20 protein-coding genes are annotated in these 24,538 nt (G+C 33.7%); 13 read left to right on the top strand and 7 right to left on the bottom strand.

The window, feature by feature from the left end:
• Positions 1-170 precede the first annotated feature (170 nt).
• From J3U16_RS06565 to J3U16_RS06580, 4 genes are all read left to right on the top strand, one after another.
• Positions 171-1,619, top strand: coding sequence for a glycoside hydrolase family 1 protein (locus J3U16_RS06565; protein ID WP_267342702.1), 1,449 nt, complete (start codon positions 171-173; stop codon positions 1,617-1,619).
• 4 nt (positions 1,620-1,623) lie between these two features.
• The gene (locus J3U16_RS06570) at positions 1,624-3,495 is read left to right on the top strand and encodes a beta-glucoside-specific PTS transporter subunit IIABC (protein WP_267330325.1); all 1,872 of its coding nucleotides are present in this window, start codon (positions 1,624-1,626) and stop codon (positions 3,493-3,495) included.
• Positions 3,496-3,751: 256 nt separating this feature from the next.
• The gene (gene ddaH, locus J3U16_RS06575; protein WP_267330324.1) at positions 3,752-4,522 is read left to right on the top strand and encodes a dimethylargininase; all 771 of its coding nucleotides are present in this window, start codon (positions 3,752-3,754) and stop codon (positions 4,520-4,522) included.
• A 37-nt stretch (positions 4,523-4,559) separates the two neighbouring features.
• The gene (locus J3U16_RS06580; RefSeq protein WP_267342703.1) at positions 4,560-5,969 is read left to right on the top strand and encodes a basic amino acid/polyamine antiporter; all 1,410 of its coding nucleotides are present in this window, start codon (positions 4,560-4,562) and stop codon (positions 5,967-5,969) included.
• Between the two features lie 11 nt (positions 5,970-5,980).
• Here J3U16_RS06580 and J3U16_RS06585 read toward each other — a convergent pair whose 3' ends face one another.
• Both J3U16_RS06585 and nfi read right to left on the bottom strand, forming a co-directional pair.
• A complete protein-coding gene (locus J3U16_RS06585; RefSeq protein ID WP_267342704.1) occupies positions 5,981-6,727 on the bottom strand; it encodes a tRNA1(Val) (adenine(37)-N6)-methyltransferase in 747 nt (248 codons plus the stop codon).
• Positions 6,717-7,382: a deoxyribonuclease V gene (nfi, locus tag J3U16_RS06590; protein WP_065563507.1), complete on the bottom strand. Its 666-nt coding sequence runs from the start codon at positions 7,380-7,382 to the stop codon at positions 6,717-6,719. The genes J3U16_RS06585 and nfi overlap by 11 nt, the downstream gene beginning before the upstream one ends.
• Positions 7,383-7,442: 60 nt before the next feature.
• Here nfi and J3U16_RS06595 point away from each other — a divergent pair, with 60 nt between their 5' ends.
• Positions 7,443-8,021: an IMPACT family protein gene (locus J3U16_RS06595; RefSeq protein ID WP_267342705.1), complete on the top strand. Its 579-nt coding sequence runs from the start codon at positions 7,443-7,445 to the stop codon at positions 8,019-8,021.
• Between the two features lie 265 nt (positions 8,022-8,286).
• Here the strand turns inward: J3U16_RS06595 and J3U16_RS06600 are convergent, their stop codons facing one another.
• Both J3U16_RS06600 and J3U16_RS06605 read right to left on the bottom strand, forming a co-directional pair.
• Positions 8,287-9,012: a serine/threonine protein kinase gene (locus tag J3U16_RS06600; protein WP_267342706.1), complete on the bottom strand. Its 726-nt coding sequence runs from the start codon at positions 9,010-9,012 to the stop codon at positions 8,287-8,289.
• 88 nt (positions 9,013-9,100) lie between these two features.
• The gene (locus J3U16_RS06605; protein WP_267342707.1) at positions 9,101-10,294 is read right to left on the bottom strand and encodes an MFS transporter; all 1,194 of its coding nucleotides are present in this window, start codon (positions 10,292-10,294) and stop codon (positions 9,101-9,103) included.
• Between the two features lie 216 nt (positions 10,295-10,510).
• Here J3U16_RS06605 and J3U16_RS06610 point away from each other — a divergent pair, with 216 nt between their 5' ends.
• The 3 genes from J3U16_RS06610 (at position 10,511) to J3U16_RS06620 (ending at position 12,897) form a co-directional block, all read left to right on the top strand.
• Positions 10,511-11,419: a LysR family transcriptional regulator gene (locus tag J3U16_RS06610; RefSeq protein ID WP_267342708.1), complete on the top strand. Its 909-nt coding sequence runs from the start codon at positions 10,511-10,513 to the stop codon at positions 11,417-11,419.
• A 203-nt stretch (positions 11,420-11,622) separates the two neighbouring features.
• The gene (locus J3U16_RS06615) at positions 11,623-12,117 is read left to right on the top strand and encodes a GNAT family N-acetyltransferase (protein WP_267342709.1); all 495 of its coding nucleotides are present in this window, start codon (positions 11,623-11,625) and stop codon (positions 12,115-12,117) included.
• A 54-nt stretch (positions 12,118-12,171) separates the two neighbouring features.
• Positions 12,172-12,897 carry a rhomboid family intramembrane serine protease gene (locus J3U16_RS06620; RefSeq protein ID WP_267342710.1) on the top strand — a complete coding sequence of 242 codons (726 nt, stop codon included), beginning with the start codon at positions 12,172-12,174 and terminating at the stop codon, positions 12,895-12,897.
• A 50-nt stretch (positions 12,898-12,947) separates the two neighbouring features.
• Here J3U16_RS06620 and lolE read toward each other — a convergent pair whose 3' ends face one another.
• Genes lolE through lolC form a run of 3 tightly spaced genes read right to left on the bottom strand, consistent with a single transcriptional unit; the run spans position 12,948 to position 16,087 of the window.
• Positions 12,948-14,186 (bottom strand): lipoprotein-releasing ABC transporter permease subunit LolE, encoded by a 1,239-nt coding sequence (gene lolE / locus J3U16_RS06625; RefSeq protein WP_267342711.1) that lies wholly within the window; start codon positions 14,184-14,186, stop codon positions 12,948-12,950.
• Between the two features lie 13 nt (positions 14,187-14,199).
• On the bottom strand, positions 14,200-14,892 hold the full coding sequence (lolD, locus tag J3U16_RS06630; RefSeq protein WP_065563449.1) for a lipoprotein-releasing ABC transporter ATP-binding protein LolD: 693 nt from the start codon (positions 14,890-14,892) through the stop codon (positions 14,200-14,202).
• On the bottom strand, positions 14,885-16,087 hold the full coding sequence (gene lolC, locus J3U16_RS06635; RefSeq protein WP_065734904.1) for a lipoprotein-releasing ABC transporter permease subunit LolC: 1,203 nt from the start codon (positions 16,085-16,087) through the stop codon (positions 14,885-14,887). Before lolC ends, lolD begins: the two co-directional genes overlap by 8 nt.
• Positions 16,088-16,240: 153 nt before the next feature.
• Between lolC and mfd the strand changes: the two genes are divergently transcribed.
• The 5 genes from mfd to J3U16_RS06660 all read left to right on the top strand — a co-directional run bounded on the left by mfd (position 16,241) and on the right by J3U16_RS06660 (position 24,502).
• Positions 16,241-19,690 carry a transcription-repair coupling factor gene (mfd, locus tag J3U16_RS06640; RefSeq protein WP_267342712.1) on the top strand — a complete coding sequence of 1,150 codons (3,450 nt, stop codon included), beginning with the start codon at positions 16,241-16,243 and terminating at the stop codon, positions 19,688-19,690.
• A 25-nt stretch (positions 19,691-19,715) separates the two neighbouring features.
• A complete protein-coding gene (locus J3U16_RS06645; protein ID WP_267342713.1) occupies positions 19,716-21,242 on the top strand; it encodes a DUF945 family protein in 1,527 nt (508 codons plus the stop codon).
• Between the two features lie 103 nt (positions 21,243-21,345).
• A complete protein-coding gene (locus J3U16_RS06650; RefSeq protein WP_267342714.1) occupies positions 21,346-22,731 on the top strand; it encodes a DUF945 family protein in 1,386 nt (461 codons plus the stop codon).
• Positions 22,732-22,981: 250 nt separating this feature from the next.
• On the top strand, positions 22,982-23,956 hold the full coding sequence (locus J3U16_RS06655; protein ID WP_267342716.1) for a DUF945 family protein: 975 nt from the start codon (positions 22,982-22,984) through the stop codon (positions 23,954-23,956).
• A 42-nt stretch (positions 23,957-23,998) separates the two neighbouring features.
• Positions 23,999-24,502, top strand: coding sequence for a hypothetical protein (locus J3U16_RS06660; protein ID WP_267342718.1), 504 nt, complete (start codon positions 23,999-24,001; stop codon positions 24,500-24,502).
• The last annotated feature ends 36 nt before the right edge of the window (positions 24,503-24,538 follow it).

A 24,538-nucleotide genomic window follows, 5' to 3' on the forward strand; every position in this document is an offset into this window, starting at 1 on the left:
TAAAAGCGCGATATAAATCTCATCTCGCTAAAGCGTTGAGATAAATTACCGATAGCAACGATCAAACTTATTAGGATTGTGACTATATAAAATAGGCGATACCTAAAGTGGATGCAATTATGCATTCTACTTTAGGTATTTTTTTTGCAAAGATAAAAAGGAAAAATAACATGAAAAAAACAGTATTTCCAAATGACTTCTTATGGGGTGGCGCTATTGCCGCAAATCAAATTGAAGGGGCATGGAACGAAGATGGTAAAACGATTGGATTATCTGATTTATTTATTTATAACAAAGATAAGGACAACACAAAATTACATGCAAGTGATATGACCTCACAACAAGTTGAATTTGCTAAAAATGATAAACATGGTTATTACCCAAAACGACATGGTATCGATTTTTATCATACTTATAAAAGTGATTTAAAATATTTAAAAGAAATGGGATTTAAAACACTTCGCATATCAATCAACTGGGCTAGAATCTACCCCACTATCGACACAACAAAACCCAATGAATTAGGATTGAAATTTTATGATAATTTGATTAATGAAATAATAAAAAATGGAATGGAGCCAATTATAACCATTCTGCATTATGAAATCCCCTTATATATCACTGAACAACTTGGTGGTTGGGAAAACAAAAAAACGATTGCACTATATGAAGTCTTTGCAAAAACCATTCTCGACAGATATCACGACAGAGTTCGATACTGGATACCAATAAATCAGATTAACTTAGTCCATATAGAACCTTTTATTTCAATTGGAACCTGCATTGATAAAACCGATAATTATGAATTATCAAAATTTCAAGGTGTCCATAACCAAATGGTCGCAAGTGCATTAGTAAAAAAATATGCTAAGCAACAAAAATTCAACATCCAGATTGGTTCTATGTTAGCCGATTTAACCGCATATCCAGAAAATGCACACCCTGATAACATACTATTAGCTTTAAAACATAATAGGCTGAACTACTTCTATACCGATGTACAATTCAGAGGAGAATATCCCGGATATATTAACCGATATTTTGCTGATAATGACTTAACAATTGAAGTGTCTGAACAGGAAAAAACATTATTAAAAGATAATACATTAGATTTTTTAGCTGTCTCTTACTATTTTTCACAAATGGTATCAGTCGATCAATCAAGAGAATTCTCGACATCTTATGCATCATCAAAGAAAAATCCATTCATTGATGCAACTCCATGGGGATGGGCTATTGACTCAAAAGGATTATACAACTGTTTATCTTGTTACTGGGATAGATACCAAAAACCTATATTAATTGCGGAAAATGGTTTAGGAATGCATGACAAATTAATCAATGAAACCGTAAATGACGATTATCGAATTACTTATTTAAAAGCCCATCTCATTGCCATTAACGAATGCTTAAAAGATGGTGTTGATGTATTTGGATTCTGCGCCTGGGGACCTATTGATTTAGTTAGTGCATCCACTCAAGAAATGGAAAAACGCTATGGCTTTGTTTTCGTCGATATTAATAATACTGGTGAAGGAAGCAAAAAACGCTATCGTAAACAATCATTTCACTGGTACAAAAAAGTCATAGCTACCAATGGGAAGAGTTTAGGAGAATAAAGCAATGGATAATAAAAAACTAGCAGAACAAATTATCGAATTTGTTGGCGGTAAAAATAATATAATCCGAGTTTGGAATTGCATGACACGAATTCGATTTAACTTAAATGATGAAAAGCTAGTTCAAATAGATAATATAAAAAATTTAAACATCGTTATTAATATACAAACAACGCCCTCACAGTTTCAAATAATTATCGGAAAAAATGTAGATGTAATTACAAAAGAAATCAACACCATTTTAGGAAATATAACTAAAGAAAACTACATTTCAAAACCTCAACATAACAAACCTAAAATAACCTTAAAAGGGGTATTTAATAACATTATCGAAACTATTACTTCAATTTTCTCCCCGATTTTACCCGCTATCATCGGTGCCGGAATGATGAAAGTAATATTCTCACTCATCACAATATTCAATTGTTTTCCGCCTACAAGCGGAGTATTTCAAATTTGTAAATGGATTGGTGATTCAGCTTTCTATTTTCTTCCCTTTTTACTAGCGGTTTCAAGTGCAAGAAAATTCAATGTCAACGAATTTGTCGCTCTGTGTTTAGCGGGCGTGCTAATGGCGCCAAATCTACTCGCTGGTGCTGAAAACAATTTGCCATCATTAAATTTTATAGGACTAGCTGTACCCTATATGAACTATAGCGCATCAATCATACCAATTATTCTTTCGGTTTTTCTCATGCGCTACATTGACAAATTTGTAACCCTCTTTTTGCCAAAAATTTTAACGCCTATTTTTCAATCATTAATTGTTTTAATTATCACGGTACCAATAATGCTTATTATATTGGCTCCTTTAGGTTTTTATATTGGCGAATTTTTATCTAAAGGTCTAATTAACCTATTTAACTTTTCCGGTCCCATTGCTGGGGGATTACTTGCCGGCTTTAATCCATTAATTGTGATGACAGGTATGCATTATGCTTTTATGCCAGCAGCCATTCAAAGCATTGAAACTAATGGATTTGATAATTTTTGGCTACCATTTGCGCTAATCAGTAACTTAGCACAAACTGGTGCAATCATGGCAGTGATGTTGAAATACAAAATCAAACAAAATAAATCTATTGCCTTATCCACTGGCATTTCAGCATTCTTTGGAATATCTGAACCTGGATTATATGGTATTACCTTAAAGTTAAAAAAACCTTTATATGCAGCAATGATTGGTGGAGCTGTAGGCGGAATTATTGCAGCATTTTTGAATGTCAAAACCTATGCTTTTACCGCACCAAGTATTTTTGCTCTACCAACTTACTTATCAGAACAAGGGAGTAAACAAGCATTTTATGCTATTTTAATTAGTGGAATAATAACTTTAATTGTCAGTTTTGCATTAACATTAATCTTCAAATTCGATTTGCAGGAAAGACGAGATAACATTAATGAAGAAGAAGCATCTGAAACTTCGCTAGATATCTATGCACCACTAAATGGCAAAGTTGAAACAATAAAAAATGTACCAGACACCACATTTGCAGAAGAAATAATCGGAAAAGGCGTTGCCATTTATCCAACCCAAGGTATTGTTTACGCACCTTTTGATGGTGAGGTTAGTGTCTTATTTCATACCAAACATGCGATTGGATTAACATCACAATCAGGTATTGAACTCCTGATACATATAGGACTTGAGACAGTTGAATTAGAAGGAAAATATTTTGAAGCTTTTGTTAAAGCTGGAGATAAAATTTATAAAGGTGATAAACTTATTGAATTCGATATCACTAATTTAAAAAATCACGGCTATAATTTACTCACTCCAATTGTTATCACTAATCACAAAGAGTACAAATCAATTGAAATAACTGATATGTCAGAAATAACAAATCAAGATAAATTATTAACAGTAATAAAATAACTCTTAATTTTATTATCTCAATTGATGCAAATTTATTACATAATAGACATGTCATAAAGCGAACAACTTAATGACATGTCTATAAAACACAAAGTTAAAACCTTTAAAGTTTCTCAATTCCTTCAATTCGAACATTACCCTACCCAACCAAAAATGAATAATGAATAATAAATCAAAATTACTGCTTGATTAACCATTTAATGTGAATTATTATTCATAAATAAAGCATAAATATTAAAAAGAGAAATAAATAAAAATGAAAAAATTTAACCATATCATCACCAGAACACCTGCAAAATCCCTAATAAATGGATTAACCTCTGCCAATTTAGGAAAACCAGACTATCAAAAAGCGCTTGATCAACATAACAACTACATTCGAGCATTACAGCAATGCGATGTCGATATCACAATATTACCTGCCGATGAACGATTTCCAGATTCTGTTTTTGTCGAAGATGCCGTGTTATGTACGCCCTGTTGCGCCATTATTACTCGCCCTGGCGCGGTAAGCCGTCGTGCAGAAACAGAAATCATCGTTGATACTATTGAACGATTTTATCCTAATAATGTTGAACACATTACCGCCCCTGGCACTGTTGAAGCGGGAGATATTATGATGGTTGAGAATCACTATTACATTGGTTTATCCGCTCGTACCAATCAAGAAGGTGCCAACCAAATGATTGCTATTTTAGAAAAATACGGACTATCGGGTTCAGTGGTGACTTTAGAGAAAGTATTACATCTAAAAACCGGACTTGCCTATTTGGAACACAATAATTTATTAGCTGCGGGTGAATTTATCACTAAACCAGAATTTCAACATCTCAATATTATTGAAATACCAGAAGAAGAGAGTTATGCCGCTAACTGTATCTGGGTTAATGAGCGAGTCATCATGCCGGCTGGTTATCCAATTACTAAAGCTAAAATTGAAGCGCTTGGCTATCAAGTCATCGAAGTTGATACCTCAGAATATCGCAAAATTGATGGTGGAGTTAGTTGTATGTCATTGCGATTTTAATTAAAACTTAACTGAACAATTAAAATAAGAAAACGATATGAATATGCCAGTAAGAAAAAAGCTTGGCATACTCCCACTTACATTAATGGTAGTGGGTAGTATTGTCGGTAGTGGTATTTTTAGCCTTCCTCAAAACATGGCCGAAGGGGCTGGTGCAGGTGCAATTTTAATTGCATGGGTAATAACCTTATTTGGCATGTTTATGCTTACGAGAATTTTTCAGTATCTTTCAATTCGTTTTTACAAAATCAATGAAGGATTATATGGCTATGTTCGTGAAGGATTTGGTGATTATATTGGTTTTAATGCCGCTTGGGGCTATTGGATATCGGCATGGATGTCATGTGGCAGCTATTTAGTTATCCTATTTAGCGCATTAGGTTCATTTGAGTGCTTCAATTATTTTGGTAATGGCACAACTATTCCCGCTGTGATTGCTGGACTTATATTCTTATGGATTATCCATTTTTTTGTCATAAAAGGCATCTATCAAGCATTCTTACTTAATTGTTTAGTCACATTAGCTAAAATTGTGCCTATTTGTTTATTTATTGTTTGTGTCGTTTTAGCGTTTAAAGTTGATACTTTCAATATGGACTTTTGGGGGACACCTCAATTAGGAACCATCCTCAGTCAAGTAAAACATACCATGCTTTATACCGTATGGGTTTATTTAGGGATTGAAAGTGCTACAGTTTATGCCGCTCGAGCTAAAAATATAATTAGTATAAGTCGAGCCACCTTTTTTGGTTTTGCTATTACCAGTCTATTATTAGTCTGTGTTTCGGTGCTATCTTTAGGGATCGTACCACAACACGAACTAGCACAAATGAAAAATCCATCCATGGCCTTAGTGATTGAACATGTTGTAGGTAGTTGGGGAGCTAAATGTATCAACATTGGTTTGATTGTGTCGGTCAGTGGTGGATTATTGTCTTGGTTAATGTTAGCGGCTGAAATGTTGTTTCTAACAGGTCAAGGAAATCAACATACCGTACCTAGTTGCTTCGGTAAACTCAATAAAAATAGCACACCCGCTAATGCATTGTGGCTAACAACGAGTTTAATTAGTGTACTTATGATTTTGGCACATTTTTATCAATCGGGTTACAACACCTTAATTCAGCTATCAACTTCAATGGTACTCATCCCCTATCTACTATCAGCACTATTCGTGTTTAAACTATCTATAAGGCAACGAAAAAAATATCTATTATTCATCGGTACACTGGGTTCAATTTATGGATTCTGGTTAATCTATGCTGGAGGAGTGTCTTATTTATTACTATCCATGATCTTATATAGTGTCGGATTATTGTTCTACCTTTATGCAAGAAAACAAAGGCATCTATCATCTTTCAGTTATTTGCATGACAAAATTTATGCCATAACCATAGTTATACTAGCTATTATAGCGATAGTATACTTCTACATTATTCCGCAATAACCAAAAAGGCATTATTTACGAAACAGATAAAAATCAGCCAATAATTCTCTAAATGGTTGAGAATACCTCCCATGGTCATCACGCATACACAATGATTGACTAAGGAAATTATCATTTTGATGAAATGAAAAGGCCATCAGTGCCAACGAAAAATCCTTATCAGCTGAATATTTTACTTGCATTTCACTGCATAAAAATAACCTATTTAACTCGCATAACTGTTTAAATTTATCTGCAACATGATAAGGTAAGACTAAACAAAATAATCCATTTGGTTTTAATAAACGAATTACCGCATCAATAAGTTGCTGATAGTTTAAACTCTCGGTATAACGAGCCAACTGACGTTCTGTATTTCGACATTCGACTGCTGATTGGAAATAAGGTGGATTAGTTATAATCAAATCATAACAAGCATTATCATCTATTCTAAATTGATTAACATTGATATTTAATGCTTGGATCGTTTGAAAATTAGCATTTAAGCTATTTTGCTGACATTGCATAATCGCTTGCGGATCAATGTCGATCGCATCAATTTGACATGAATGGTTTTCTAAACGTTGGGCAAGCATCAATGCTATAACACCACACCCAGTACCAATATCTAAAACATTTTGTATATCAGGTTTAATAGGAGCCCATGCACCTAACAAGCAACTATCCGTTGTCACTTTCATGGGACTTTTATCATGGGCAACAAAAAAACGCTTAAAGGTAAATCCACCTTTTTTTAATGGTAGCTGATTATTTGGCATGACTAAACTTTCTAAATAATGGCTTATTGGACGCAATTGCATCAGCCCAACGAGTTGGCTCCGGCAAACGGTAACCGCGTAAACATTGTTTGACCCAATGTAATGCGCTGTCCTGACTGATTCTATGCCCTGCGGAAACAAATAACGGATTACAATTATCTTTACTTTGTAAAACCCAGCCTATCTGTTCTTGCTTATCAAACAGAGGCGTTACATTTCCCGCTTTTTTCGATTGAGGCTCGAATTGTCCACATAATTTTCTTTTTGCTACACCAATCGTTGGTATATCGAGCAATAAACCTAAATGACTTGCAATACCTAATCGTCTGGGATGAGCAACACCCTGCCCATCAACCAACAACAAATCAGGTTTGTGCTTAAGCTGTTGCCATGCTTTAAGCAATGCTGGATACTCCCGAAAAGACAAATATCCTGGAATATAAGGAAAATTTGTTTCCAATCGAGCAATATTATATTCAACCACTTCAAAATCAGGAAATGTCAATATCACAATCGCAGCACGAGTTATCATGCCACCTTGTTCAAAACCGACATCCGTCCCACCAATCAATTTTATTGCTGGGTTAAAATCATCCACCAAGCTAACCTGATTGGCTAATTGCTGTTGTGAAAGTTTTAATTGTGCTAAATTAATAGACATTTCAACTCTGCTGAGTATTATAAGTTACAATAAAATGATTTTACCAGAATAAGTATGCCTTATACATTAGCAAATCCAACCGAATTAACCGAAGAAATTAAAAAAAGTCGCTTTATTGTTAATGCGGCACCCATTATAAATGCGGAGCAGGCTGCACAATTTATTGATAGCATTAGTGATCCAAATGCAACTCACAACTGTTGGGCATGGAAAATAGGACAACAATATCGTTTCAATGATGATGGAGAACCAACCAGTACTGCTGGGCGCCCTATTCTATCGGCTATTGAAGGACAAGATTGCGATCAGGTCGTCGTTGTTGTGACTCGCTACTTTGGCGGAATTAAATTAGGCACAGGTGGTTTAATTCGTGCTTATGGTGGTTCAGCAAGCCATTGCTTACAACAAGCTGAATTAATAGAACTTATTGCCAGAACAACCTTAGAATTTCACTGTTACTATAACGAGTGGCCTATCATAGAAAACCGACTGAAGGAACTCGATGCAATTATTGAACAACAAAATTTTGATGCAGAAGGTGTCACAGTCGGCATCGCTATCACGCAAGACAATTTACTCACACTTAAAAAGAATATTAGTGATATTACTCGCGGAAGAGTGATTATTGAATGAAATCTGAAAACTTTTTAAATACCTTCAATAACGTTAAATATACTCTTGATTGAAATAACTTCGAAATAGATAAGCATAAAAATAATTTAAATACTGCTTCAATCAATGCACTCAGCACGTTGGAAAATATACACTTAAAGTAGCGGGATGACGTTTAAAATTAATTTAAATGTTTTTAATCATTCAAAAAATGACCTCAAAAACCCCGCTCCTCAACTTTTTTTATCTATCCCTTCAAGGATAGATAATTGCTAGTGATAAATATTTAGTTATTAAACTCATATACACTACCGTCACCCCATGTACCAATGTAATAACGATTATTATGATAAGCTAATGCAACAGCTTGAGATAAGTTCGAAACTAATGTCGTCACTTTTTTGCTTTGTACATCAATTTTTCGCACCATACCTGCACCATTATCAACCACTGCCACTACATTTGGGGCAATTAGTACAATACCTACACCTGGGCGATTAAATTCGGCGCCGAGTTCCGTTTGAGTACCATTTGGACTGATCATAGTTAGACGTCCACTGTATTGAGAAACAACTAAACTATTATCCGCTAATTGAGTCACGCCAACTGGTGTAGTTAATCCACGAGCAACAATATTTTTTTGTTTTGTTTGAAGATCAAGCGAAACAATTTCACCTGTTGAACGATTAGTGATGAGTAATTGCCCCTGATTAGAAAAAGCGATTCCGGTAGGCGTATGATAACCATCAGAAATTTTTTCTGATTTACCATCACGATTAATTTTTAAAATATAATCATCGCCATAAGATGAAACATACATATTATCTTTTGCATCAAAAACTATTCCAGCTGGTGATGATATACCCGAATAAAAAGTCTCTTTTTTACCATTAGCATTTATTTTCAAAATTGAATTATTTGACCAATCTGTCACATACATCTCACCTTTACTATCAAATGCGATTCCTGTTGGAGCATTGAAGTCTGAGGAAATCTTTGTTAAACCTGCCATAGATGACCCTCCATAAAAACAGCAAAATATAAACATCGATATACGCAGTAAAAATTTTTTCATTATTAATTTCCTTATTTATAACACATTAATTTTTAATACTATTTTTAATTAATCGAATCGCAATTAACGCTAGGATTAAATTAACGATAGACAAAAAGACACAAAGTATTATGGCTCCATTCCAAGCTTTATTTTGATAAACAATACCGAGTAAATAAGTACCAATACTACCGCCAGCCAAACAAGCAAGAAGATATAAAGACGAAATAGCACCTCTAGAACTGATTGGTACAATTTTATTTAGCATTGCAATCACTAATGGTTGAATACCAAATACGAATAGGAATAAACAAAAAATACCTAATCCAATAACATATAATGATGAGCTAAATCCGATAGTAACAATCGAGACACATACCGCTAACAGACAGATGATGAATAAGTATTTTTCATTGATGACTTGAGTTAATTTACCAGTGATCATGCTTCCAACAACCGCACTTAGACCAGCAAAATTCAACCAACCTAAAACGGTTGAAGATAAGTAAAAAGGTTCGCCCTTCAAATAAAAAGTGAGTAAAGAAGATATTCCAAGATAAACAAAAAATAGTAAAAAACCGATTACTAAAAAAATAAAGACAGTTTTATCAAGAAATAATTTAAGTGCAGAGAAATACGTACCAATCACACTGGTTGTTGGAGATTGATTTGTTGTTTGCTTTATGCCAAAAGGAATAAAAAGACATACTACAATGATGAATCCCGCATAAATGATAAAAGCAATCTGCCAAGACCAAAAATCAGTTAACATCGCAATCACACTACGGCTAAAAATGATGCCAACAATTGAAGCTGAAATCATAATTCCCATTGCTTGTGGTAACTTATGATTTGGCGTGTTTTTAGCGGTATAAGCAAACAAAGCAGCAGGAACAGCAGCTGCAAAAAAGCCTATTAATGACATAACAACCAAATATAAATTAAAACAATCAATGATCACCGATAAAATAAGACAACAAATGGTACCAATACTGCCGATCAGAACTAATAACTTTGTTGAAACGTTATCCGAGAGTGGACCATAAATAAAAAAAGAAATGGCATAAAAAAAACAAGATAAACTAAACACATTTCTCGCTTCTAAAATATCAATATGATAACTTTTTGATATTTCTTGAAAGATAAGTTGACTTATATAAACCGAGCCGACTAATAGCACAATTAAAATTGCTGACAAAATTAGACTGGATTTTTTCTGTATTGTTTCTTCTTTTAACATAAATTTCATAATAAAGATTGATTAGTTTTCAAGAAGACTATCTGACAAATAATTAATTTAAAAATACATATTTTGTTATACGAAAATCGTATAGCCAAAAATGATGATTAGCAAAAGATGTAAAACTCATTCATAATAACTAGATGATTATCGTGCTAAAAAACTATACGACGATTTGGACACCAACCTAATCGACGTATTGAGAACTGTGTAATTATGGACATTTACAGCAAAAGATTACCGACTATTAAGCAATTACAATATTTCATTGCGGTCTGTGAAGAACTTAGTTTTACTGGCGCAGCCAAAAAACTTGGTATTAGCCAACCTCCTCTTTCAACTCAAATTAAAAATTTGGAAGAAACCCTACAAAGCACACTTTTTTTAAGGAACTCTCACAATATTGTATTAACCAATGAAGGCGAAATACTAAAATCTAAAGTAACACAATTATTAAGTGATCTTTGTTCAATGGTTAAATCAACAAAGCATCTAGAAAAAGTTATTATAGGAACAACTAAAACCTTAAGTTTTGACTATATTCCTTATTTCAAATCTTTTTTATCCAAATTTAGTGATGAAACAGAAATATATAAACATAACTATACCTCTAAAGAGTTAATACTTGAGTTACAAAAAGGCAATATTGATTTTGCCTTTGTTTCGGATTATTCAACTAGAGATTTTAATGAAAACTCAATACTAATCTATCAAGAACCCATGACCTTAGTATTGCCAGCTCATCACCCATGTAGTAAACAAGATAAAGTTAATCTTAATGATGTGATTGATTTACCCCTGTTTTGGTTTAAACAACATTTAAACCCATTTTTTTACGACCAGTGTGAAAAGGTTTTCAATAGCTTAAACCACCCACTACATCGTCGTGCCGAACTTGCTGATAATTTATCTATGCTACTGGAAGTTGCATTAGGTAAAGCAATAATGCTTTTACCACAATCGATGACACAAATGAAAGTCGATGGTGTTATCTATAAAAAGTTGATCAACAGCCAAGATAAAAAATTAAAAATAAATATTTATCTGATATGGCGTAAAAACATTAAAACTTCAACAGTCAATCAAGCAATAATTGATTATTTTAATCAGCATAAAATCAGCTAAATTAAACCTCAAAAACCCCGCTCCTCAACTTTTTTTGCTAATTTATTTATTATTGAAATGGTGTCAAAAATGTTGAGGAAAGGGGTTTTTGGTAAATTCTTTTAAACTATTTTTCTTTTTTTAGTTATTAAATCGCCTTTGGTTGCTTGTACATAATAAAGCCATTACAATTATGCAAAACTAATCACTTTTCTTTTAAACTTATGATTACTTACACAGATGCAACTTTAGATGATTTGCCTTTTATCGTGGATGTATATAATTCAACAATTGCTAGTCGCCAAGTTACAGCTGATTTACAGCCGGTGTCTGTTGAAAGTCGTTTAGCGTGGTTTGAGCAGCATAATCCACAAAAACGCCCACTTTGGTTAATCAAATATCAAAATCAACCTTGTGGTTGGGTGAGCTTATCATCATTTTATGGCCGTCCGGCTTACGATAAAACGGTTGAAATTAGTTTATACATTCATCAAGATTTTAGAGGGAAGAAAATCGGTCAAACCATAGTGACTGAAATTGAATTATTTGCTAAGCAAATTGGTATCGAAGCCATACTTAGCTATGTTTTTGGACACAATACGCCTAGCATAAAACTATTTGAAAAGCTTCATTATCAACATTGGGCACTACTCCCCAAAATTGCCGAACTTGATGGCGTCAAGCGTGATTTAGTTATTTTAGGTAAGCATCTGGATTAACACATCTATCTAACTTAGTTATGATTTATTTTTTTCAAAAGGGATACTCCACACATGGGCAATCTAAGAAATCTTCAATATTTATTTCAACAAGCAAAAATTACTAGTATTTTAGTTCTGCTTAATGTTGCATGGTTTGTTATTTCTCATCTACTTGATTCTCGTGGTTTTTCAACATATATGGAAAACGCCTTCTTGATTGACTGGGGTGCTGATGTTGCTCAGTTAACTTTTTCTGGTGAATATTGGCGTTTATTTACCAATATCTTTGTACATGCAGGATTAGCTCATCTTGCTATGAATATGTTAGCATTATGGAGTGTTGGGATTGTTTTAGAACGATTAATCCCACCATTTTCTTTTATTGGTATCTACTTATTGTCCGGCTTATTTGGTAGCTTAGCGAGTGACGTTTCAACCATTCGTCATAGTGTTATTAGTTGTGGTGCTTCGGGGGCTATCTTAGGTATTATCACTGCACTGCTTGCCTATTCACTCATCAATCGTACCGATCTGCAAGAGATGCCTATCAAGTCTATTGTAATCAGTTTATTTCTAACTCTGGGATTAGGTTTGTTACCTTCTATTGACAATATGGCGCACATTGGTGGTGCGATTACAGGGTTTATTTTAGGTGGAATAGTTACGGTCTGTTTGAAAAAATTTCGCTATCAAAGCAATATTTACACTCTATTAATCTTAATTCTCTTTGCGGCATCGTGTTTGCTGTTATATTCAGTTTATCAATATTATAAAACAGCATATGGTTTTAATTATTAAAAATAAAGGCGCAAATTGAACTTTGCGCCTTTATTATTTTATCTGATTTATTAATAACTACTTAGCACTCGAGCCGGATCAATTTTATATGCTCTTCGAGCTGGGTAGTAGCTGGCAATCAAACTCAATAACATTGCCGTAATAAACACAATGACAACATCAAACAGATGAATTTCGGATGGTAAAAAATCAACAAAATAGATGTTGCTATTTAAGATTTTATGTCCCATCATCGACTCAAACAAACCCATTATGTTTGAAAGTTGCCATGAAACGATAACGCCAAGCACCACGCCAATCACACTACCAATCAAACCTGAAATTACACCATACCAAATAAAAATACGTTTTATAAGATTATTGGTTGCGCCAAGTGTTTTAAGAATAGCGATATCTCGTTGCTTATCTTTAACTGCAATAACTAGCGTCGATACTATATTAAAACAAGCAACGCCAATTACGACAATCATTGCTAAATACATAATTTGTCGAATCATTTGAATATCACGATACATAAATCCAAATGTACGTTCCCAACTATTAAAATCGAGATTCTCTTCAAGATTCAACGTTGCCTGGCCAATAATATCACTAGCTTGATAAACATTATCTACATTGATCATCAATCCTGTGACACTGTCACCAATATTGAGTAGCTTTTGTGAATCAGTTAAAGGTAATAAAGCCACATTGTTACTCAATGAACCACTAAGATCTAAAATACCATGTACTTGTAAACGAACTCGACGAGGTGGTTTAAGTTGTTCTGGATTGTTTGAAACCGGAATAAGCAAAGAAACCCACTGCCCTTCTTGAACTGCAAGTGATTTAGCTAAACCGGCACCTAAAATGATTTGTTGATTATCTGCTTTAAAATCTTGCCATTTATTATTAAGTACATAATTAGGTAATGCACTTATCTTCTTTTCTTGTTCTGGGTCAAGGCCTTGTACTTCAACCGCACCTAGCTTGCTACCATTTTCGATCAATCCCGTAAAACTAACAAACGGCATAGCAGATATAATACGTTTATTTTCTTGCAGTTCAGTTTGAATATGATCCCAATTTTCCAAATTGCCCATATGAGAATAAACTTGTCCATGAGGCACGACCGATAAAACTCGATCATTTAATTCACGCTCAAAACCATTCATGGCACTTAAGCCAATGATCAGCGCCGCAATACCTATAGCGATGCTCAGAGTTGAAATAATTGATATCAACGAAACCATACCGCTTTTACGGCGTCCTTTACGGAATTTTATGGCTGTGATTAATGATAAATTCATAATCCATTTACCTTTATTTCACCGAATGAGACAACTGTCCATCACTCATAATCAATTGATGATCGAGTTGATTTGCTAAAGCGAGATCATGCGTCACCACTAAAAAAGCCGTACCATGTTCACGATTAAGTTTTATCAGTAACTCAAAAATTGAATCAGCTGTTGATTTATCTAAGTTACCCGTTGGTTCATCAGCCATTACTAGTGCCGGATTATTAATCAACGCTCGTCCTATCGCAACGCGTTGACGTTCACCACCTGATAGTTCAGATGGACGATGATTAGCACGTTTAACTAGATTTACCGACTCTAACATCGCCATAGCACGTTTTTTAGCTTCGCTAGGTGATGTGCCTCCAATCAACAAAGGCATTGCTACATTTTCAAGCGCAGTAAAGTCAGGCAATAGATGGTGGAACTGATATACAAATCCAATTTCTTGGTTACGCAAATGTGCTTTTTCTTGTTCTGATAAGCGATTCAGTTGTTGAGATTTAAATGTGATTTCACCTGAAGTTGGTTTATCTAATCCACCAAGCAAATGCAACAAAGTACTTTTACCTGAGCCAGAGCTACCAATAATTGCCAGCAATGATTTAGGATAGATATCAAACGAGACATCTTTTAATACCTCGGTCACCATTTTGCCTTCTTTATAGGTTTTATAGAGATTTTTAGCTGAAAGAAGTGGCTGTGAATTATTCATAACGTAAAGCCTCGGCTGGTTGGATATTGGCTGCACGATATGCAGGATAAATAGTTGAAATTAGCGATAACATAAGTAATCCGAAAATAATAAATATAATTTGTGCAGGTTCAACTAGCGTTGGTAATTCAATACCAGCAAAGGATAAACCAAGCACCGACATCAACTCATTTAAATATGAGGCAAGTAACAAACCAATGGCGCTACCTAATAAAGTTCCAATGACACCTGAACTAGCACCTTGAATAATAAAAATCAGCATAATCTTAAAGCGTGATAAACCCTGCGTTTTTAATATGGCCACCTCGCCTTGTTTTTCCATAACTAATAAACTAAGCGAAGTAATAATGTTAAATGCCGCGACAATTACAATTAAACTAATCAACAGCCCCATCACATTTTTTTCCATCTTAATAGCTTGGAACAGCTCACCTCGTTTTGCTCGCCAATCGGTAAACACCAAGTCTTCAGGTAATGGATTTTTTGTTACTGATGAAATTTCAAGTGGATGAGCTAAAAATAGACGCCAGCCACTAATATTATTAGCAGGATAACGTAATAAATTTCTAGCATCAGTTTGATTGATATAAATTAACGCTTGATTGATATCATGATTAACGGAAAACAACCCGCTCACGGTAAATAGACGTTGGGAAGGAATACGGCCTACTGGTGTAATCTGACTGGCATCGGTGACCATCAAGCGAATCTTATCACCAACTATCACACCTAATTGATCGGCTAACGTCTGCCCTAATATTACATTATAGCTACCCGCCTGTAAGGTATCGATTGAACCAGCATAAACATAATCTTCAATCGGATCGTGGTCGTCAACAGTAATCCCCATTAAGGTGCTGACCGTGATACTTTGTTGACTTTGTAAAACCACATCACCTGTAATAATCGGCGTTATCCGCTCAACACCTTGGATATTTTCAAATTGCGATGAAGTGATAATACTAGAATCAATTTTACCTGTTTTAGAGGTAATTTGTGCTTGAGGAAAAAACTTTAAGATACTATTTTGCATCTGCTCTTCCAGCCCATTCATTACCGACAATACTACAATTAAACCGATAGAACCAAGCATGATTCCAATCATAGACAGCCAGGAAACAAAGCGGCCAAAACCATCATTTTTTTGCCCATATACATAGCGTAAACCAATATAAAATACTAATGGACGAAATATCTTTGACATAATAGTTATTAAATACCTGAAGTTTTCAATCAACTTTTTAAATTTTAGTTGCTTATCATACAGGATTAAACAGTTATAGAAAACAACCATATAATTACGTTATAATATCACGATAACTTTGTCGCAATTATCTATTATTCCAACATGCCTAATAATATTTCTAGCATCATTCCTAAAAAATCAGGTGAAGTTAAACAAGTTGGTCAACTTGTCGGTTCTTCATTATCTCAATTTTGTGCACAAATCATTGACGCACATGATGGTTTAGTGGTGATTGTTACAGATGATATGCAACAAACAACTCGTCTCCATGAAGAGCTAAAACAATTTTCACACTATCCGTCGATCTTCTTCCCCGATTGGGAAACGCTGCCTTATGATAGCTTTTCCCCGCACCAAGATATCGTGTCAGAACGATTATCTTGCCTCTATAATCTAGGGCATTTGACCAAAGGTGCATTAATCTTACCAATTAATACGCTTATGCAAAAAGTTTGCCCGCAGAACTATTTAGGTGGGCATGTCTTTATGATGAAAAAAGGCTTAGCCATAAGTCGGGAAAATCTACGCTTGCAACTTGAAAATGCGGGTTATCGTTCAGTTAGTCAAGTCATGGAACATGGTGAATATGCTACTCGCGGAGCATTATTTGATATCTATCCGATGGGCAGTGAAAGTCCTTACCGCATTGATTTCTTTGATGATGAAATAGACAGCATTCGTACCTTTGATGTCGAAACTCAACGGACTCTCGATGAAATTACCGAAATTCAACTACTACCTGCTCATGAGTTTCCTTTTGATAAAACATCAATAGAATTGTTTAGAACCCAATGGCGAGAGAGATTTGAAGTAAGGTTAGATCCTGAAAGTATCTACCAACAAGTCAGTAAAAATATTTTACCAACCGGTATTGAGTATTGGCAGGCATTATTCTTTAATGAACCGCTCACGCCACTATTTAGCTATTTTTTATCTAATACACTGATCATTAACACTGCTAACATCGAACAGTTTGCTAATAAATATTGGCAAGATATTACTCAGCGTTATGAGAGCAGAAAAGTCGATCCTATGCGACCGCTTTTAGAACCAACAATTATTTGGTCAAAAACCGATGAAATCTTTGCTCATTTCAAACACTATCCACGAATTACGGTTTCACGCGCTCAAATCACTGAATCGAACAAAAGTATTAATTTACCATTTAGTTTACTGCCTGAAATGGCTATACAGATTCAGCAGAAAAATCCCTATTCACATTTTGAACAATTTACTCAAAATTTTAATGGCAGGATTATTTTTTCAGTCGAATCAGAAGGTCGAAAAGATGCATTGCTAGAAATATTAGGCCGTATAAGAATACATCCAACCACCATCACTCAACTTAGCCAACAATCGGATAATCGTTATTGTTTAATGATTGGTGCTAGCGAACAAGGTTTTATCGATCATCAACAAAATTTGGCCTTTATTACTGAAAACGAATTATTGGGCCGTCGAGTTATTCGTCGTAAGAAAGAGAACAAGCAGGCAATTAATACTGACAGTTTAATCCGTAGTTTAGCAGAATTAACACCTGGTAAGCCTGTTGTACATCTTGAGCATGGTGTTGGTCGCTACGCTGGTTTAACCACATTAGAAACAGGTGGTATTACTGCTGAATACCTTATTTTACTTTATGCCAATGATACCAAACTCTATGTACCCGTTTCATCGCTAAACTTAATTAGCCGTTATTCTGGTGGTGATGAAGAAAATGCTCCACTCAATAAATTAGGTACTGATGCATGGAGTAAAGCTAGACAAAAAGCTGCCGAAAAAGTACGAGATGTTGCAGCTGAATTGTTAGATATTTATGCTGAACGCGAAAGTAAGCCAGGCTTCGAATTCAAACAAGATCGTGAACAATACGAGCTGTTTTGCCAAGCTTTTCCTTACCAAGAAACGGAAGATCAGCAAAATGCCATTGGTGCTGTTATTGGTGACATGTGCTCACCTTATGCTATGGACCGATTAGTTTGTGGTGATGTTGGTTTTGGTAAAACCGAAGTGGCAATTCGTGCTGCATTTTTAGCGGTGATAAATCATAAACAAACCGCAGTCTTAGTCCCGACTACTTTACTTGCACAGCAACATTATGAAAGTTTTTGTGATAGATTTGCCAATTGGCCAATACGCATTGAAAGTTTGTCACGATTTAAAACCGCTAAACAGCAACAAGCTATAATTCAAGAACTCGCTGAAGGTAAAATCGATATTGTTATTGGTACCCATAAACTTTTACAAGAAGATGTAAAATGGAAAGATTTAGGGCTTTTAATTGTTGATGAAGAACATCGCTTTGGTGTTCGCCAAAAAGAGCGTATTAAAGCGATGCGAGCCAATATCGACATATTAACCTTAACGGCTACCCCTATTCCTCGAACGCTAAATATGGCAATGAGTGGTATGCGTGATCTCTCAATTATCGCTACACCACCTGCTCGCCGATTAGCGGTAAAAACCTTTGTTCGAGAATATGATAACTTAGTTATTAGTGAAGCCATCTTGCGTGAAATTTTGCGTGGTGGTCAAATTTATTACTTACACAATGACGTATCAGATATTGAAAATGTGGCTGAAAAGTTAGCTGAATTGGTACCTGAAGCACGAATTGCAGTTGGTCATGGGCAGATGCATGAACGCGATTTAGAGCGCGTAATGAATGACTTTCATCATCAACGATTCAACTTATTGGTGTGTACTACCATTGTCGAAACCGGAATCGACATCCCTAATGCCAACACCATTATTATTGAAAGAGCCGATAAATTTGGTTTAGCACAATTACATCAATTGCGTGGTCGAGTTGGACGCTCATATCACCAAGCTTACGCTTATTTATTAACACCACACCCTAAATTACTAAGTAAAGATGCTAAAAAACGCCTTGATGCTATCGCTACATTAGAGGACTTAGGTGCTGGTTTTGCTTTAGCTACACATGATCTTGAAATCCGTGGTGCAGGCGAATTATTAGGCAGTGATCAAAGTGGGCAGATTGAAACAATTGGTTTTAACCTTTATATCGAATTACTTGATGATGCCGTTAAATCTCTTAAGGAAGGCAAAGAACCGACTCTTGAATCATTACTCAATAATCAACAGACCGAAGTTGAGTTACGATTACCAACGTTGATTCCTGATGATTTCATCCCCGATGTCAATACTCGATTGTCACTATATAAGCGAATTGCAAGTATCGAAAGTTTAGATGAATTAACCGATATTCAAGTCGAAATGCGCGATCGCTTTGGTCAGCTACCTGATCCGGTACTTTTTTTATTAGAAACAACGAAAATCCGTTATCAAGCACAAAAAATAGGTATTACAAAAATTGAATTTGGTGAAAAAGGGGGTTTTATTGAGTTTGGATCTAACAACAAAATTTCAGTTGATTATTTAATTGAAACAATTCAAAAATCACCAAAAAATTATCGCTTGGAAGGAACAAATCGATTAAAATTACTCAAAGCTGATTTAGAGCGCATTGAACGCATTGATTATATTAAAAATTTATTAGCAGATTTTGCTGAACATCAAGAAAAATAGCTCGAAATATACAGGAACATAAGAATTGAAAAAAACAATATTAACCATTATTACTATTGCTATATTCACCATTATTACTATATTAGGCTATATTTGTATTGCATGGCATACAGGTATCGTAATAGAAAAGGAACTATACAATACGTTACCCGAAACCGTTGCAAAATTTAACAATGCGCAAAATATCTTTAAGTTAAACATTTCCCTTTCTAATCATGAAAGACATCTGTTTTCAACCAAAACACACATCTATATGACGTTAACACCCAAAGATGGAAGTTCAGAGGATGTATTAACGTTAGCTGATAAAGATTTTACTATTCATCATGGACCATTCCCAATTGCAGCTTTAAAACAAGGTATATTTTCACCACAACAGGCTTGGATTGATTATGAAATCAGCCAAGAAGCTAAACCTGCGTTATGGGAAGCTATGGGAAATCAACCATTTATTACTGGCTACATTAGTTTGGATTATAGTAATAATCTGATCATGAAACTTTTTAGTCGAAAATTTAGTGAAAAAAGGGAGTTCGAAACTAATATTAATCTTGAATACGAATTAGGTAATGGTAGTTTTACATTTATTAGTAATAATGATTCCCCTATACCTTCGATAACGCTGGATTTAGATAGATTTCACACCAAAAAAGCTAATGTATATTTCACTTTAGATAAGCTTCACATTGAGTTTGCTGGCGAAAAACAATCAACAAATACTCATTATTTATTGAGTTTAGATTCTTTAAATACAAATCTAAGAGATGCTTTTTTCAATCCTGATTATGACTTTACTAAGTCCGATAATGACACTTTCTTAATAAACAATCTAAAAGTAGATAGCACTATTGATTCCAATAATCAAAATATAACCTTACAAGCTAACCTCGATAAGTTTACCTTAATTCCTGAGTCAGACGATAAACGACCTGCTATTAAATTAAATAAAATTTCAGTCAATCAGAAAGTTAATTTTGGTGATAGCCGTACTCTAAATGGCTTTTTTAGCGGTAGTATTGACTCGATCTTATATGGACAACAAGAGTTAGGCAAAGCAGAAATAAATATTGATTATCAAGGGTTAGATAAGGCGGAATTTGGTGCAGCGTTTATCGATGAAGATACTCAATATAATCAACCTATCAATAGTCGATTTGAGTTAAAAAAATTAAATTTACATAATGATAATGGTGACATCAATATCAAAGGCTTACTTGATGTTACTAATCTTAGTAAAATTTATACAATTAATGATCCGTTTGATAACATCAATAACTTTACATTATACGTGAACGCCCCGCTTAACGTACTAGCGCGTACATTTGCTCAATATCATTCGCCTAATAATAGTGGTATAACAGAGGATCAATTTAATAAATCTAAAAAAATAGTCCAAGACATATTGGCACATATGTCTAATGATTCGCCATTATTTACCTTTAGTAAAGACGGAGAGCAAGGTTTATTTATCGATATACATCAAGATAGCAATGATGTTAATATTAATGGAAAAATTTATAATAAAAGTAATGTGTTGGAACTATTTAAATAACTATGAATTAAACGCGATTAGGCTTAAACCCGAAGTAAGAAAACAGTAAAAATTATTAATTTTAAAAAGTAATTAACAAGTAATAGAAATCAAGAGAGTAAAAATGAAGAAAACAAAATTAGCAGTTGGTGTTATTGCAATATTAGGTTTGGGGTATGTTGGTACTGCATGGTATACCGGAAATGTAATAGAAGATGGTCTTGATAGCACATTAAAAAATTTAACCCAAGAAGTTAATAGCTTACAAGATAATTTTGAGGTACAAATCACGCATACAAATGACGAAAAAAGCCTCTTTTCAACTAAAACACACATAAAATTAGCTGTAACAAACATTGAAAACTCAAAAACAGTTGTATTATACGATGATGATGTGATTATTCATCATGGTCCTTTTCCAATTGAAGCGTTAAAAAATGGCGTATTCACACCACAACAAGCTTGGGTTGAATTTCAAAATAGTGAACAATTTAATCCTGATTTATGGAAAAAAGCGGGCAATCAGCCATTTATGAAAGGTCATATAAGCCTGTCTTACTCTGACTTCATAGACTATAACATATCAACTCAACCAATTGTACTTGATTTGAAAGATATCGGAGTTGAAGATGCTGATGCTAAACTTGATCTTGGTGAGATAAATTGGCGTGCTTCAGGAAACATTAATTTTGTTGCCCCATCAATTTCGATTGAAGCAAGTAAAATTAATTATCAACATGATGCAGATAATCAATTAAAAATAACCAATTTAAAAGTTGTTAACGATGCAGATTTTCAAAATAAATATACTTTAAATGCTAGCGTTGATGATTTCTATTTTAATTTTGAATCGGCCAGAGATACACCAGAAATTTCTCTGAAAAATTTAGCTTGGAATTATGTGTTAGAAGCAAAAGAGAGTGGCTTAAATGGTGATTTTGCATTCAAGATTGGTTCATTTAAATATGGTAAACAAGACATAGGTAATGGTTCGTTTGAATTTGATTTTGAAGGATTAGATAAATCTTTTTTAGAAATTTACCCGGAAGCAGCGCCGTTTTTAGCTAAAATAAAACATAGTTCACCTAATACCAAAATGAACTTCAAAAAAGTCAATTGGCACAATGCAGCCGGTGATTTTAACTTCAGTGCATTTTTTGATGTTTCAGATTTCACTATAATGTCAAGTTTAAGATTGGCTCAAAATATCGATCAACTTAACCAATTTAAAGTAAATCTTGATGCACCATACAAAGTTATAGCACGTATTAAGACTCAATTTGATAATCCAGAAAATGAAAATATTTCTGAACAACAATTTGAGTCTGATGCTAAACAAATGCAATTCATCGTTGAAAGATCTTTTAATAGATCTCCATATCCAGCAATTTTATTTAAAAAAGGAGATGTGGAAGGTATATTCACTGAAATTGAATACACTAAACAAAGTGGTCAATTCAACCTTAATGGCAAAAAAATGAGTTTTCAAGAGCTTCAAAACCATTTTTAAAAGTTAAACTTTTTATCACTAATTTATCCCGCCACCTTTTGGCGGGATAGCTTCTAAAAAATAATTTATTTGCAAATCCGATACATATTATTTGATTAGTTATATCAAATCGCAAAATAAAGTTTTTGATTAAACAATGATAGATGTAAATTTATAGAATTTATTAAATTTTGAAATAACATACTTAATATAGTTAAATAAGTCTTTAAAAAATATCATTAGAAAATAAGAATATTATAAGTGAATATTAATGAAAAAAAGCATCTTAATTATAATGTCAGCACTAGGACTTGGCTATATTGGAATTTCATGGCATACAGGCAATATTATTGAAAGAGAATTTGATAATAACCTTCAATCCTTAACCGAAAAAGTTAATAGCTATCAACAATTATTTGATATTACGATTAATAAAAGCCATTATCAAAAGAATATTTTTTCGACAAAAGTTCACTTAACTTTTACCTTATCCCCTAAAAATCAATCTCAAAAAAGTACCCTAAAAGTATTTGATGATGATTTAACTATTTATCATGGTCCCTTCCCCACTGCAGCTTTGGCAAATGGTGTTTTTACTCCAAAATTTGCTTGGATTGAATATGAAATGGGTAAAATAAACTCTCCAGAACTTTGGAAAATTGCGGGTAATAAACCTTTTATAACAGGTCATGCAAGCATCGGATATGGGCAATATCTAATTGTTAAATTAGCGACAAAGGCAATCAAATTGAATCATTCGAAATTAGAATTTTATATTTCAGATGTTATTTACAATTTAGAAAGTGGAGAAGACAGAAATCAACTCATATCGACATTAAAATTTGATAATTTAACACTTTATAAAAATAAACAGGATGCTATTTCATTTGAGCAGTTTATCTTAACGGCAAAACCAAACCAGGATCAGATAGAATATAAAATGAACCTTGGTAACTTACACATAAACGTTGGCACGATTAATCGATTTCTATTTGATATAAGCAATATTGAAAATAAAGGCCATTATGCTTTCAATATAGATGAACAAGAAATATTTACCATTCCTAATATCGATTCAATAACAAATATTGATAAAATCAAATTCACTTCGACTTATGTTCCACCAATTGCAATTAATAATTTAAACATAAAGCAAAGTAGTAAACTTAATGATAATCTCACAGTAGATGGTTATTTTATAACAAATATTAATTCAATTACTTATGGCAATCAAAATCTAGGATAAGGAAAATTAGATATTAATTATGAAGGCATAGATGGTGAAGATTTGGGATATCCAATCGATCCAATAGCCAAACAAAAATGGCTTTTTGATAATTTTCTCACCCCTTCTAATCGAAAAATTTCATTAAATAATTTAAGTTGGCACAATGATGAAGGCGATATAGCAATCCGTGCTTTAATTGAAATAACCGATGATATCTATAAGTACCGTAATATAGATAAAATAAAAGCCCTCAAATGGAATATTGATATACCAATTAAAGTATTAGGACGTATTAAAGCACAAACCAACAATCCTATAGACAATAACGTTCAGTTGGAAGAGATACAAAGTAGTAGTCGAGAACTTTTTATAATTTGTCATCAATTTTTAAAGGATAATCCATTATTTACATTTGATAAAAACAATGAAAAAGGAATCTATTCCAACATTGATTACAATTTAGAACGAGATAAAGATGAAGTTGATGTTAATGATAAAAAATTAAATAAACAAGATTTCTTTAATCAGCTGATTAGAACAATGCGTTTATTAATCGTTAAATGATGACAAAAATATCGCTTATATTAATCGTATCTATTA

Origin of the sequence: Gilliamella sp. B3023 (genome assembly GCF_026536845.1) — a bacterium.
GTDB lineage: Bacteria > Pseudomonadota > Gammaproteobacteria > Enterobacterales > Orbaceae > Gilliamella > Gilliamella apicola_E.

Excerpts from the sequence above, each read along its gene's own strand:
- J3U16_RS06565 (WP_267342702.1), top strand. The coding sequence starts at position 171 with ATGAAAAAAACAGTATTTCCAAATGACTTCTTATGGGGTGGCGCTATT.
- J3U16_RS06570 (WP_267330325.1), top strand. The coding sequence starts at position 1,624 with ATGGATAATAAAAAACTAGCAGAACAAATTATCGAATTTGTTGGCGGT.
- ddaH (WP_267330324.1), top strand. The coding sequence starts at position 3,752 with ATGAAAAAATTTAACCATATCATCACCAGAACACCTGCAAAATCCCTA.
- J3U16_RS06580 (WP_267342703.1), top strand. The coding sequence starts at position 4,560 with ATGAATATGCCAGTAAGAAAAAAGCTTGGCATACTCCCACTTACATTA.
- J3U16_RS06585 (WP_267342704.1), bottom strand. The coding sequence starts at position 6,727 with ATGCCAAATAATCAGCTACCATTAAAAAAAGGTGGATTTACCTTTAAG.
- J3U16_RS06595 (WP_267342705.1), top strand. The coding sequence starts at position 7,443 with ATGCCTTATACATTAGCAAATCCAACCGAATTAACCGAAGAAATTAAA.
- J3U16_RS06600 (WP_267342706.1), bottom strand. The coding sequence starts at position 9,012 with ATGGCAGGTTTAACAAAGATTTCCTCAGACTTCAATGCTCCAACAGGA.
- J3U16_RS06605 (WP_267342707.1), bottom strand. The coding sequence starts at position 10,294 with ATGTTAAAAGAAGAAACAATACAGAAAAAATCCAGTCTAATTTTGTCA.
- J3U16_RS06610 (WP_267342708.1), top strand. The coding sequence starts at position 10,511 with ATGGACATTTACAGCAAAAGATTACCGACTATTAAGCAATTACAATAT.
- J3U16_RS06615 (WP_267342709.1), top strand. The coding sequence starts at position 11,623 with ATGATTACTTACACAGATGCAACTTTAGATGATTTGCCTTTTATCGTG.
- J3U16_RS06620 (WP_267342710.1), top strand. The coding sequence starts at position 12,172 with ATGGGCAATCTAAGAAATCTTCAATATTTATTTCAACAAGCAAAAATT.
- lolE (WP_267342711.1), bottom strand. The coding sequence starts at position 14,186 with ATGAATTTATCATTAATCACAGCCATAAAATTCCGTAAAGGACGCCGT.
- lolD (WP_065563449.1), bottom strand. The coding sequence starts at position 14,892 with ATGAATAATTCACAGCCACTTCTTTCAGCTAAAAATCTCTATAAAACC.
- mfd (WP_267342712.1), top strand. The coding sequence starts at position 16,241 with ATGCCTAATAATATTTCTAGCATCATTCCTAAAAAATCAGGTGAAGTT.
- J3U16_RS06650 (WP_267342714.1), top strand. The coding sequence starts at position 21,346 with ATGAAGAAAACAAAATTAGCAGTTGGTGTTATTGCAATATTAGGTTTG.
- J3U16_RS06655 (WP_267342716.1), top strand. The coding sequence starts at position 22,982 with ATGAAAAAAAGCATCTTAATTATAATGTCAGCACTAGGACTTGGCTAT.